Annotated in this window: 13 protein-coding genes, 1 tRNA gene, 1 other RNA gene and 1 pseudogene; 7 read left to right on the top strand and 9 right to left on the bottom strand. The window is 68.0% G+C overall.

Translation table 11 applies throughout. From position 1 onward, the window contains the following. The coding region (locus R1101_RS0107855; protein WP_016932894.1) for an MFS transporter at nt 1-565 on the top strand (565 nt) is incomplete at its 5' end. Continuing rightward, the gene (gene tgt / locus R1101_RS0107850; RefSeq protein WP_016932893.1) at nt 562-1824 is read left to right on the top strand and encodes a tRNA guanosine(34) transglycosylase Tgt; all 1263 of its coding nucleotides are present in this window, start codon (nt 562-564) and stop codon (nt 1822-1824) included. The genes R1101_RS0107855 and tgt, both read left to right, overlap by 4 nt. Before the next feature lie 18 nt (nt 1825-1842). Here tgt and R1101_RS0107845 read toward each other — a convergent pair whose 3' ends face one another. From R1101_RS0107845 to R1101_RS0107825, 5 genes are all read right to left on the bottom strand, one after another. Continuing rightward, the gene (locus tag R1101_RS0107845) at nt 1843-2574 is read right to left on the bottom strand and encodes a queuosine precursor transporter (RefSeq protein WP_016932892.1); all 732 of its coding nucleotides are present in this window, start codon (nt 2572-2574) and stop codon (nt 1843-1845) included. Nucleotides 2575-2699: 125 nt separating this feature from the next. Beyond that, on the bottom strand, nt 2700-3440 hold the full coding sequence (locus R1101_RS0107840; protein ID WP_026003005.1) for an RDD family protein: 741 nt from the start codon (nt 3438-3440) through the stop codon (nt 2700-2702). 109 nt (nt 3441-3549) lie between these two features. After that, the gene (locus R1101_RS26105; protein ID WP_037222490.1) at nt 3550-4476 is read right to left on the bottom strand and encodes a membrane protein; all 927 of its coding nucleotides are present in this window, start codon (nt 4474-4476) and stop codon (nt 3550-3552) included. A gap of 68 nt (nt 4477-4544) precedes the next feature. Further along, a complete protein-coding gene (gene gluQRS, locus R1101_RS0107830) occupies nt 4545-5495 on the bottom strand; it encodes a tRNA glutamyl-Q(34) synthetase GluQRS (RefSeq protein WP_016932889.1) in 951 nt (316 codons plus the stop codon). 9 nt (nt 5496-5504) lie between these two features. Beyond that, nucleotides 5505-6404 (bottom strand): LysR family transcriptional regulator, encoded by a 900-nt coding sequence (locus R1101_RS0107825; protein ID WP_016932888.1) that lies wholly within the window; start codon nt 6402-6404, stop codon nt 5505-5507. Nucleotides 6405-6527: 123 nt separating this feature from the next. On the opposite strand from R1101_RS0107825, the gene R1101_RS0107820 reads away from it, so the two are divergent. After that, a complete protein-coding gene (locus tag R1101_RS0107820; protein WP_026003004.1) occupies nt 6528-7919 on the top strand; it encodes an MFS transporter in 1392 nt (463 codons plus the stop codon). Beyond that, nucleotides 7916-8653: a 3-hydroxybutyrate dehydrogenase gene (locus tag R1101_RS0107815; protein WP_016932886.1), complete on the top strand. Its 738-nt coding sequence runs from the start codon at nt 7916-7918 to the stop codon at nt 8651-8653. Before R1101_RS0107820 ends, R1101_RS0107815 begins: the two co-directional genes overlap by 4 nt. 129 nt (nt 8654-8782) lie before the next feature. Here the strand turns inward: R1101_RS0107815 and R1101_RS0107810 are convergent, their stop codons facing one another. Then, nucleotides 8783-9367, bottom strand: coding sequence for a TetR/AcrR family transcriptional regulator (locus tag R1101_RS0107810; RefSeq protein ID WP_016932885.1), 585 nt, complete (start codon nt 9365-9367; stop codon nt 8783-8785). 53 nt (nt 9368-9420) lie between these two features. Continuing rightward, nucleotides 9421-10086: a YoaK family protein gene (locus R1101_RS0107805; RefSeq protein ID WP_016932884.1), complete on the bottom strand. Its 666-nt coding sequence runs from the start codon at nt 10084-10086 to the stop codon at nt 9421-9423. A 141-nt stretch (nt 10087-10227) separates the two neighbouring features. On the opposite strand from R1101_RS0107805, the gene R1101_RS0107800 reads away from it, so the two are divergent. Further along, nucleotides 10228-11313: a GmrSD restriction endonuclease domain-containing protein gene (locus R1101_RS0107800; RefSeq protein ID WP_016932883.1), complete on the top strand. Its 1086-nt coding sequence runs from the start codon at nt 10228-10230 to the stop codon at nt 11311-11313. 44 nt (nt 11314-11357) lie between these two features. Here R1101_RS0107800 and R1101_RS0107795 read toward each other — a convergent pair whose 3' ends face one another. Both R1101_RS0107795 and R1101_RS0107790 read right to left on the bottom strand, forming a co-directional pair. Continuing rightward, entirely contained in the window at nt 11358-11621 is a 264-nt protein-coding gene (locus R1101_RS0107795; RefSeq protein ID WP_016932882.1) for a hypothetical protein, read from the bottom strand. 85 nt (nt 11622-11706) lie between these two features. Further along, nucleotides 11707-11794: transfer RNA gene (locus R1101_RS0107790), tRNA-Ser, on the bottom strand. Nucleotides 11795-11910: 116 nt separating this feature from the next. On the opposite strand from R1101_RS0107790, the gene ffs reads away from it, so the two are divergent. Together ffs and R1101_RS26100 are read left to right on the top strand one after the other, a co-directional pair. Then, nucleotides 11911-12005: signal recognition particle sRNA small type (gene ffs / locus R1101_RS29450), an RNA gene on the top strand. A 47-nt stretch (nt 12006-12052) separates the two neighbouring features. Continuing rightward, a pseudogene (locus R1101_RS26100) lies at nt 12053-12292 on the top strand (aminotransferase); the annotation flags it as partial.

Raw genomic sequence — 12292 nt, 5'->3', positions numbered from 1 at the left:
GAAGAGCAGCACCGTCTGGCTCACCCTCGCGGTGGCCGTCATCGGCTTCGGTGGCGTGTTCGCCGTGTACACCTACATCAGCACGACGCTGACCGACGTCGCCGGAGTGTCGAGATCGCTCGTGCCGGTCGCGCTGATGCTCTTCGGAGTGGGCATGGTCGTCGGCAACGCCGTCGGCGGCCGTGTCGCCGACCGCGGGGTGATCCCCGGCGTCTTCGCGTCGATCACCTCGCTCGCGGTGCTGCTCGCGCTGTTCGTCGCCGCAGCCCACAACCCCTGGACCGCCTTCGTGATGGTCTTCGGTCTGGGTGTCGGATGTGCCGCGGTGGGTCCGGCCCTGCAGGTGCGGTTGATGGATGTCGCGGAGGACGCCCAGACGCTCGCGGCGTCGCTCCACCACGCGGCGTTCAACCTCGCCAACGCGTTCGGGGCGTGGATCGGCGGGGTCGTGATCGCCGCCGGATTCGGCTACACCGCTCCCGCCGCGGTCGGCGTGCTGCTGGCCCTGGCCGGCGTCGCCGTGTTCGCGGTCTCGGTGTGGCGACATGATTGGATACGGAAGTGACCGATCCCAGCATTCCGACCCCGTCCGATCCTTTCTTCACCGTCGGAGCGCGTCTCGACAACGGACTCGGCCGCACCGGCACGATCCACACCCCGCACGGGGACATCCGGACGCCGGCGTTCGTCCCGGTGGGCACGAAGGCGACCGTCAAGGCGGTGCTGCCCGAGACGATGGCCGAGCTCGGCTCCCAGGCGCTGCTCGCCAACGCCTACCACCTCTATCTGCAACCCGGTTCCGACATCGTCGACGAGGCCGGCGGGCTGGGACAGTTCATGAACTGGCCCGGCCCGACCTTCACCGACAGCGGCGGTTTCCAGGTCATGTCGCTCGGTGCCGGTTTCAAGAAGGTCATCGCGATGGAGTCCGTGGGCGTCCAGAACGACGAAGTCATCGCCAAGGGCAAGGAACGGCTCGCGCACGTCGACGACGACGGGGTGACCTTCAAATCGCACCTCGACGGGTCGCGGCACCGGTTCACCCCCGAGGTGTCGATGCGTATCCAGCACGAACTCGGTGCCGACATCATGTTCGCCTTCGACGAACTCACGACACTGATGAACACGCGCGGCTATCAGGAACGCTCGCTCGAACGCACCCAGGCGTGGGCGGTGCGGTGCATCGCCGAGCACGAGAAGCTCACCGCCGATCGTGCCCACCGTCCCTATCAGGCGTTGTTCGGGGTCGTGCAGGGCGCGCAGTACGAGGACCTGCGCCGACAGGCCTGCCGGGGCCTCGAATCCATCGTCGGTGAGACCGGCCGCGGGTTCGACGGCTACGGCATCGGCGGTGCGCTCGAGAAGCACAACCTCGGCACGATCGTGCGCTGGTGCACCGAGGAACTGCCCGAGCACAAGCCGCGGCACCTGCTGGGCATCAGCGAACCCGACGACGTGTTCGTCGCCGTCGAGCACGGTGTCGACACCTTCGACTGCGTCAATCCTTCGCGCGTCGCGCGCAACGCCGCGATCTACCACCCGGACGGCCGGTTCAACATCAACACGAGTCGCCACCGGCGCGACTTCACGCCGATCGACGAGAACTGCGACTGCTACACCTGCCGGAACTACACGCGCGCGTACATCCACCACCTGTTCAAGGCGAAGGAGATGCTCGCCTCGACGTTGTGCACGATCCACAACGAGCGGTTCACGGTGCGGCTCGTCGACGACATCCGGACGAGCATCGAGAACGGCACCTTCGCCGAGTTCAAGACCGAGACCCTGGGCCGGTTCTACGCGAGCCGGCGTCAGGAGGCCTGAGTCATCGGGCGTGACCCGTCACGCGTAGGACGGTTCGCGCTTCTTGACGTACGCGATCGCGCGGTAGGTCACCGGAAGCACGATGATCTCGACCAGCGTCTTCCACAGGAACCCGACGACCACGAAGTTGACGAAATCGCCCCAGGTCGTGATGCCGATGACGCCCGCGGCGATCGAGCAGAAGATCAGCGTGTCGGCGAACTCGCCGACGACGGTCGATCCGATCAGACGCGCCCACAGGTACTTCTCCCGCGTGCGCTCCTTGATCAGGACCAGGACGTACGAGTTGAGCAGCTGCCCGACCGCGTATCCGGCGAGTCCGGCGATCAACATCCGGGGCACCACCCCGAGCACGTTCTCGAAGGATTCCTGCCCGGCATAGAAGTCGGCGGGCGGAAGCTGCTGCGTGAGCCAGAAGCACAGCGCGGACAGCGCGACCGCCCCGAATCCGTAGAACACCGCGCGGCGGGTGGCTGCGAAGCCGTACACCTCGCTGAGTACGTCGCCGAGGATGTAGGCGAGGGGGAACAGGAAGAATCCGCCGTCGGTGATGATCGGCAGGATCTGCAGCGGACCGAACCCGAGCTCGGAGTCGGTGAAGAAGGCGATGCCCTTCGTCGCGGAGATGTTGGAGATCATCAGCACCGCGGTGAACAGCACGACGATTCCCGTGTACGGGCTGCGGCTCACGCGTGCGAAGGCGGCGTGGTCGAAGAGGGCGGGGGAGGTGTTCGGTCCGTGCTCGGTCACCCGGACATCCAAGCATCACCACGTGCCGATCACGAACTTGCGGACCGTCTGTACGTGCGCGAACACCCCAAATGTGACGAACGGGCCCCGTCCGCTCGAGGACGGGGCCCGTGACACGCGTGAGATCAGGACTTGCGGACCTGGGTGCCGCCGGCGAACTTGTCGTGGAAGCCCTGCTTGTTGCCGTCCTGCTCGATGGTGACCGCGATACCGATGTACGCGGCGAACGACAGCAGACCGGCGAGGAGGCCGAGCAGCGGGATGCCGGTGAGGATCTGCAGCGCGACGAAGGCGTTGCGCTTGGCGGCCTGCTCGAGGGTGGGGTTACCGCCCGCGGGACCGACGACCGACAGTCCGAGGAGCCTCTTGCCGACGGTCGCGCCCTGGGTGGACTCCATGTAGGTCCAGTAGCCGAAGGCGACGACACCGCTGACGACCGTCATGAAGAAGTTCACGAAGCCGCTTCCTCCGCTCGCGAGGAGCATGACCACGCTCAGGATCCCCATGGGGATACCGACGATGAGGCCGTCGATGATGCGGGCGCCGAAACGCGGCAACAGCTGCCCCGGGGTGCCGGTGCCGAAGTTCGGTCCGGGGAATCCCGGCCCTCCACCGAACTGGTCGCCCGCCGGTGCCCCGTACTGAGGTGCCCCGTACTGAGGTGCGCCGTTCTGGGGTGTTCCGTACTGGGGTGCGCCGTACTGAGGTGCTCCGTATTGCGGGGCCCCGTTCTGGGGCGCACCGTACTGCGGGAACTGCTGGGTGTAGTCGGACGGTGTGCCACCGTACGAGGGGGAACCGCCACCGGGGTATCCACCCGGAACGTGGGGGTCCTGCGGAGGTGGTGGGTATCCGCCTGTCGTCAAAATGTCTCCCTTGTCGCGATCGGCATGGCAACGCGCCACGGTACAGCGTGCCGTGGCGCGTCGGTAGATGCCTCGGGGGGGTGCGACGGGAGGGCGCCGTCGAGCCGGGTCAGGCCGCTACGGGACCACCCGTGGTGACCCGGTAGGCGTACGTGACGGCGATGATCGACACCGGCACCGTGACCAGCAGGCCGATCAGGCACAGCAGAGCACCGAGAAGGTTGAGGCCGAACAGTGCGAGTGCGAGCAGGAACAACGTTCCCGCATTCGATTTCACGGCGTTGATACTCGACTTGATCGCGGTGACCGCGTCCTGGTTGCGATCGATGACGAACTGCATCGTCCACCACGCGAAGAACGCGAACACCAGGCCCGGAATGATGCACAGCACGAGACCGATCGTCGTGCCGATGCCCACGAGCAGGCCCGCGACGATGACCGCGGCGATCGGGCCGATCTGCAGGAACGTGCCGAATGCGGGCCGTTGCCCGTCCGTTTCGGCCAGTGCACCGCGCACGAAAGCGGCCTGGATCAGGTAACCGACGATCGCGGAGACGATGCTGCCGACGATGCTCAGGGCGGAGAACTCGGTCGTGTCGCCGGTGAAATCGAATCCGTTGAAGATGCCGCTGATCAGGCCCTGGATGACGAACGCGACGAGCATGAAGATGATCCACACGCCCGCGTTGCCGCTGAACTTGGACCAGCCGTAGGAGATCGCGTCGCCGACACTCAACTGGTTCGGGGGTGGCCCACCGAAGTTCCCGGCGCCGTACGCGCCCGGCGGAGGCGGATAATTGCCACCCGACGGCGGGGGCGGATAATTCCCCGGCGGCGGGTAGGACCCACCCGGCGGTGGGTAGTTGCCACCCGAGGGTGGGGGATAGTTCCCCGGCGGCGGGTAGTTACCGGGCGGCGGATAGTTCCCACCCGGCGGGGGAGTGCCACCGCCCGACGGCGGCGGATAGCCGCCGGGCGGCGGATAACCACCCGGCTTCTGCGGATCCTGATTCGGGTCGTAACCACCGGTGGTCATCGCTGCCTCTCGTCTCCGGGTTCGGACACTTCCGAGAGAGTACGTACATCACACGGGATCTGCATCCGCTATGTCCGCGTCGTGTCCTGTCGGATGCCTTTCCCCGCCGGCGTGAAGACCCACGGATCACGGGGAAGTCGCACGGGATTCCAGCGGTCCAGCAACAGTTCCGGCGACACGGGCTCGCCGGGGTCCGCAAGACGCAGCGACACGGCGATCGTGCCCAGTACGTCGGCGGCCGTGTGGCCGAGCGCGAGCTGATCGCCCAGCGTCACCGCACCGTCCCTCTTGGCCAGTCGCTTGCCCTCCTCGTTGAGCGCGAGCGGCACGTGCGCGTAGACGGGCTCCGGCAATCCGAGCAGGTGTGCGAGACAGGCCTGCCGGGGAGCGGAGGTGAGCAGGTCGTCGCCGCGCACCACCTGGTCGATGCCCTGGTCGGCGTCGTCCACCACCACGGCGAGGTTGTAGGCAGGGGTTCCGTCGTTGCGGCGCAGGACGAGATCGTCGACGATGCCCGTGAAATCACCGTGCAGCAGGTCGTGGACCGTGAACCATTCCTCGGACGCCCGCAACCGGATCGCGGGGGCGCGGCCGGAGGCCCGGCGTTCGGCGCGCTGCTCGTCGGTGAGGCTGCGGCAGGTGCCCGGATAGGCGCCCGCAGGAGCGTGGGGCGCGGAGGTGGCCTCGAGGATCTCGCGTCGGGTGCAGTAACACTCGTAGGTCAGGCCGGCCTGTTCGAGCCGCGCGATCGCCTCGTCGTACAGACGCAGGCGACGGGATTGGTGGACCACCCGGCCGTCCCAGTCGAGGCCGATCGCCGCGAGGTCCGCGAGTTGACGTTGCTCCGCACCGGGACGCACCCGGTCGAGATCCTCGACGCGTATCAGGAACCGGCGGTTCGTCGACCGCGCGAACAACCACGCCAGGACGGCAGTGCGCAGGTTGCCGAGGTGCAGGTCGCCCGAGGGGCTCGGTGCGAAGCGGCCCGCCCCTGCCTCGTCCTCGCCCGAAAATGACACCCGTGCACTCTAGCGAGCGACACCCAGGAGCACCGCTCGCTGGGCATGGGCGACCTCCCGGATCGCCGCGACCGCCGCCGCGACCTCCGGCCGGCGCAACGTCTCCGAGCGTGCGACGAGCCAGTAGACCAGGCGTGCCTCGACCTCGCCGGGCAGGATCCGGACGAGGTCGGGGTGCCGGTCGGCCATGAAGCACGGCAGCAGACCGAGGCCTCCTGCAGCACGGGTCGCCTCGACGTGCACGAACACGTTCGTCGAGCTGATCGAATCCTGCATGTCGGGGGCGATGCGTCGCGCCACATCGAGGTCGTCGACCTGCAGCATCGAGTCGATGAAGTACACGAGGGTGTGTTCGCGCAGGTCGCGGACCGACGACGGGGAGCCGTGCGCGGCGAGATAGTCGCGCGAGGCGTACAGACCCAGGGTGTAGTCGGCGAGACGGTGTGCTTCGGCGCGGTGCACCTGCGGCCGTCCCACGACCACCTCGACGTCCATTCCGGATCGTTGCTGCGAGGCGCGACGGGTGGTGGCGACGATCTCGACGGAGATACCCGGGTGGCGTTGCCGGACGAGCGCGCCGGCCGGGGCTGCGATGTACGCGCTGAAACCGTCGGTGGCGGAGATGCGCACGACGCCTTCGAGTCGGCGCTCGCCGCTCGGGTTCCGCAGTCGCCCGACCGCGGCCTCGATGCGTTCGGCGGCGTCGAGGGCCTCGCGGCCGAGATCGGTCAGTTCCCAGCCTGCCGCCGACCGGGTGAGCACACGACCGCCGAGGCTTCGCTCCAGCGCAGCGATCCGGCGGGAGATCGTCGTGTGATTGACGCCCAGGTCGTCGGCAGCGCTGGTGAACCTTCCGCTGCGCCCGACGGCGAGCAGGACCAGGAGGTCATCGGCCGAGGGCACGCTCATATGTGCAGTTTCGCAGATCGTGTCTGCAAATCGCGTCATTGTGAATGCATATGTGCGTATCGATACTCGGCATATGCGTGTGGAAGTGTTCCCCGTCACAGATCGTCCCCGGAGGGTGCAGCAATGAGCGTCGAACAGGCACGAACGGATGGGCCGGAGAGTTCACCGTCGGCATTGCGGAGGGTCGTCGGTGCGTCCATGGCGGGCACCGTCGTCGAGTGGTACGAGTTCTTCCTCTACGGCACCGCCGCCACCCTCGTCTTCGCCAAGGTCTTCTTCCCCGACGGCGGCAACGAACTCGACGCGATCATCGCGGCGTTCGTCACCTATGCGGTGGGCTTCGTCGCGCGGCCGCTCGGCGGAATCGTCTTCGGCCACTTCGGCGACCGGTTCGGGCGCAAGCAACTGCTGCAGACCAGCATCATCATGGTCGGCGTCGCGACCTTCCTCATGGGCTGCCTGCCGACCTTCGGTGCCATCGGCTACTGGGCCCCGGCGCTGCTCGTGACGCTCCGGTTCATCCAGGGCTTCGCAGTCGGCGGTGAGTGGGGCGGCGCAGTGCTGCTGGTCGCCGAACACAGCCCTGACCGGTCGCGCGGGTTCTGGGCCTCCTGGCCGCAGGCCGGCGTGCCGATGGGCAACCTCCTCGCGACGATCGTCCTGCTCGTCCTCACCACGACGCTGCCCGAGTCGGCCTTCCTGTCATGGGGCTGGCGCGTCGCGTTCTGGCTCTCCGCCGTCATCGTCCTGATCGGTTACTACATCCGCACCAAGGTCACCGACGCCCCGATCTTTCTCGAGGCGCAGCAGGAGGCCGAGCAGCTGAAGGAGACGTCGTTCAACGTCTTCGAGGTGCTCAAGCGTTACCCGCGTGGCGTCTTCACGGCCATGGGCCTGCGGTTCGCCGAGAACGTCATGTACTACCTCGTCGTCACCTTCTCGATCACCTACCTGAAGGTCGTCGTCGGTGCCGACACCAGCCACATCCTGTGGTGGATGCTCGCCGCCCACGCCGTGCACTTCGTGGTCATCCCGGTGGTCGGACGCCTGTCGGACATCCTGGGACGCCGCCCCGTCTACATGATCGGTGCCGTCACCGCCGGTGCCTGGGGCTTCCTCGCCTTCCCGATGATGGACACGGGCAACAGCGCGTGGATCGTCTCGGCGATCGTCATCGGACTCGTCTTCCACTCGTTCATGTACGCCGGGCAGCCCGCGATCATGGCGGAGATGTTCCCGACCCGTATGCGGTACTCGGGCGTCTCGCTCGGCTACCAGGTCACCTCGATCGTCGCCGGGTCGCTCGCCCCGATCATCGCGGCGAGTCTGCTCAGCCGCTTCGATTCGTCGGTCCCGATCTCCTTCTATCTGCTCGGCTCGTCGCTGATCACGATCGTCGCGGTGATCGTGGCCCGTGAGACGAAAGGCATCTCGCTACGCGACATCGACGCCGCGGATGCGGAGACGGTGGCGCAGGAGAAGGCCGTCGGCGAGAACACCAGGATCTCGGCATGAGGGCGCGCACCGCACTCGTGACGGGCGGAGCCGGCGGGATCGGAGCGGCCTGCGCCCGCGCCCTCGCCCGGCAGGGAGTCCGGGTGACCGTCGCGGACGTCGACGAGGTCGCCGCGAAGACGCTCGCCCACGAGATCGGGGGAGAGGCGTGGGGGGTCGACCTGCTCGACACGGACGGCCTCGACGGTCTCCGCCTCGACGTCGACATCCTCGTCAACAATGCCGGCATCCAGGTGGTGCGGCCGGTGGAGGAGTTCGCTCTCGCCGACTTCCGCCGCATCCAGACCCTCATGGTCGAGGCGCCCTTCCTGCTCGTGAAGGCCGCACTGCCCGGCATGTACGACCGGGGTTTCGGCCGGATCGTCAACATCTCGTCGGTCCACGGCCTGCGGGCGTCGGCCTTCAAGGCGGGGTACGTCACCGCCAAGCACGGCCTCGAGGGCTTCTCCAAGGTGGTCGCGCTCGAGGGCGGTCCGCGCGGGGTGACGAGCAACTGCGTCAATCCGGGTTACGTCCGCACCCCGCTGGTGGAGAAGCAGATCTCGGAACAGGCTCGTGCACACGATATCCCGGAGGATCGCGTGCTCTCCGAGGTGCTGCTCACCGATCAGGCGGTGGCCCGGCTGGTCGAGCCGGACGAGGTGGCCTCGCTCGTGTCGTGGCTGGCCTCCGACGAGGCCGGGATGGTCACCGGCGCGTCGTACACGATGGACGGCGGCTGGTCGGCCCACTGACCGCGTGGCGGTCGGTCGTTTACCGACCGCGTGGCGGTCGGTCGTTTACCGACCGCGTGGCGGTCGGTCGTTTACCGACCCGCTGCGCGACCGTATTCCCGACCCGCGTCCCGGATTCCGGGGCGCGGGTCAGTGCGCGTCGGCGCCGTCGAGGACGAGCTGGACCTGGGCGTGCAGAGCGTGGGTCAGATACTCGCGCGGGTAGAGATCGGGGCCGGCCGCCGCGTCGAGCGCGAGCCCGTTCGCAGCCGAGAGCAGCAGGGCGGCCCGGGTCTCCGGATCCGGTGTACCCGCGCGGATCAATACGCGCGCTATGCCCGTGCGGATCGTGAACAGGGTGGCGGTGCGGATGGCGCTCAGCGTGGGGGAGGTGATCGCCCGCACGGCGAACGCCGACATCACGTGGACCTCGCTGCCGCGTTCCTCGTCGAGCGGGAGCAGCTGGCTCAGCGCGGAGAACAGGGTGCGCGCCGGATCGATGTCGGGATCGACGTTCGTCAACCGGTTCAGCACCCGGTCCGAGAGGGTGCGGAACGAGTACGCGAGCATCTCGTCCTTGGTCGGGAAATGGTGTTGCACTGCCCCGATCGAGACCCCTGCCTCGTTGGCCACCTCCCGCACGCTCGCCGCGTCGAGACCGTTGCGCGCGGCCACGTCGAGCAGGGCTGCGGCGAGCCTTGTGGGGCTGGTGGTGACGTAGGGGCGCGTGCGCATGGGGAGCACCGTAACCGAGCTCTCCACCGTACGAACGTACGGGGAGGTGGGAATCACACCCCGCCGGTGAGCTCGTGATCGGAGAGGAAACGGACCGAGAGCGTCAATGCGGCCGCGAATGCCGCTGCGATCCACAGGGCGTGCAGCCCCAGCACCCGGTGGGCGAGCGCGCCGAGAACGGCGCCCGTCACCAGGCCGCCCCACAGACCCAGATAGGGCAGCCAGCTCCAGCGCGGACCACCGAAGAACGCCGCCGCGATCCGCTGTCCGATCTTGACCAGCGCGCCCGTCATGTAGGTGAGCGCAACGGTCGTCTCCCCGTGACGGCGGAACACCGAGTTCTCGGTTCCCATGGCCAGCGTCATCGCGATCACGGCGACCGGCGTCCGGCCTGCGAACACAGCGGCGGCTCCGATCGTCAGCAACACCGTCACCGTCGCGAGGACCGCGGTCTTGCGCGTCCGCCGGTCGCGGTCGGTCAGTTCCGCCACGACGCTGCCGAGGATCACCCCGAGCACGAAGAGCGCGAGCACACCGCCGATGAGGGCCACCGTCTTCCACGTGCCGTCTGCCGTGCCGACCGCGAGACGCGTGGAATTGCCGCTCATGAACGACACGAAGACACCGCCGAGGGTGATGAAACCGAGGGCGTCGATGAACCCTGCGAGAGAGGACAATGCGATCGCGAGTCCCTGCAACTGCCTGCCGTAACCGACCACACGACGATAGTAGGAACCGTGTCGACCGGGACGACGTCGGCAGCAGCTACCGAGACACTTACGTGCTGTAACGACCGGGTGCCGTGGACGCGATGGACAAGGCGGAGCCGTCCGGCACCGTCGTTCTCAGGAGTTCTCCCGATGTCCTTGCCCCGCTTGTCGTCCCGGCTGCCCCTTCTCGTCGTCGCGACGGTCGCGGGTCTGACCCTCTCCGGTTGCGACTCGACCGTCGAAGACACCACCGTCACGCCGGCGGCGACCTCCGAACAATCCCCGGCACCGAGTTCGGAGACCTCCACGACGACGCCGTCCGGCACGACACGTCCCACGTCCGCGAGCACCCCGAGCCCCGCTGACCGGGGCCCGGCCGTCCCGGCGGCCTCGTCGGATGCCCTGGCCCGGCTGGCGACCCTGCCGATCAAGGGCCGCGCACCCAAGACCGGCTACAGCCGCGACCTGTTCGGTCAGGCGTGGAGCGACGACGTGTCGGTGGAGTTCGGGCGCAACGGCTGCGACACCCGCAACGACATCCTGCGACGCGACCTCGTCGACATCGTCTACAAGTCCGGCACCCGCGACTGCGTCGTGGCGTCGGGAACCCTGAACGACGTGTACACCGGGACGACGATCGCGTTCACGCGCGGACAGGACACCTCCACCGCGGTGCAGATCGACCACGTCGTCGCGCTGTCCGATGCGTGGCAGAAGGGCGCGCAGCAACTCGACGCAGGTACCCGGGCCGATTTCGCCAACGATCCGCGCAATCTCCAGGCGGTGGACGGGCCGACCAACCAGCAGAAGAGCGACGGCGACGCCGCCACCTGGCTACCGCCGAACCGCGCCTACCGCTGCACGTACGTCGCGCGGCAGATCGAGGTCAAGGCGATCTACGGGTTGTGGGTGACGCAGGCCGAGCACGATGCGATGGCGCGGGTCCTCACCGAATGCGGAGGAGGAATTCCTGCCGGCGCAGCGCCCGCCGTCGTGCCCACGACCACGACGGCCCCTGCACCTGCACCGGCACCCGCCCCTGCTCCGGCACCTGCCCCGGCACCCGCTCCCGCAGAGCCCGCACCGGTGGCGCCTGCGCAGCCCGCCGCTCCGGCGAGCGTGTACTTCGAGAACTGTTCGGCTGCCCGGGCCGCAGGAGCGGCGCCGCTGTACGCGGGGCAGCCCGGCTACCGCGCGAAGATGGACCGCGACGGCGACGGCGTGGCCTGCGAGTAGCGCACCGCAGCGTCTGCGAGTAGCGCACCGCCGCGATCTCCCGATCAGCTGAAGCGGTCGGTGAGATTGCGGCGCATGCGGTGGAGATCGCGGAGTTGGGCGGCCAGCCGCTCGACCTCCGCGTCGAACCGGCGCGCCCGGTCCACGGCGCCCACCCGATGCTCGGCACGGGCCTTCTGCCCGGTCCTCTCGATGGTCGTGGACAGCTCGTCGATCTCGCGGTCCAACATCTCCACCCAGACCGAAGCCTGCTCGTGGTCGGCGTCGCCGGAGAGCGGGAAATTGTCGTCCGCGGTCACGAGACGCATCGTGCCCGAGATCGGCCGGGCACGCGAACACAGGGGGTGAAAAAACAGAAACCCCGTGGGACGCTGTGCGTCCCACGGGGTTCCGTGGCGGAGGATAGGGGATTTGAACCCCTGAGGGCGTTAACCCAACCCGCGTTCCAGGCGAGCGCCATAGGCCACTAGGCGAATCCTCCGTGGGGAAGCATACCGAATGGTGACCCCAAGTTGCCAAACGGGCACGTCGCACCCGGAATCCGAGGGCTCTGCGGGGGCTGGTTCGCCGCGGGGCACACGTTCCTCTACACTTGCCGATGGATCCCGCGCGGCGCGCATCCTGTGAACTCCCCCAGGGCCGGAAGGCAGCAAGGGTCAACGGGCTCTGCCGGGTGCGCGGGGTCCTCTTAATTTCCGCCGATGCCCGTGTCGCCGTGCACGGTGAAAGGTCCCTCCGCATGCCTACGCAGACCCAGTTCGGGTTGATGAGCCATGAGGAACTCGTTGCAGAGCACGAGCGCCAGTCCGCCAACTACGAACGGTTGAAGTCGGAGAAGCTGACGCTGGACCTGACCCGCGGCAAGCCCTCGCCCGAGCAGCTCGACCTCTCCGCAGAGTTGCTGTCGCTGCCGGGTGCCGACGATTTCCGCGACGGTAACGGCACCGACACCCGTAATTACGGTGGTCTGACGGGCCTG

The sequence above is a fragment of the Rhodococcus sp. R1101 genome (genome assembly GCF_000278445.1).
GTDB classification, from domain to species: domain Bacteria; phylum Actinomycetota; class Actinomycetes; order Mycobacteriales; family Mycobacteriaceae; genus Rhodococcus; species Rhodococcus gordoniae.
This window is presented reverse-complemented; position numbering and strand designations above follow the sequence as displayed.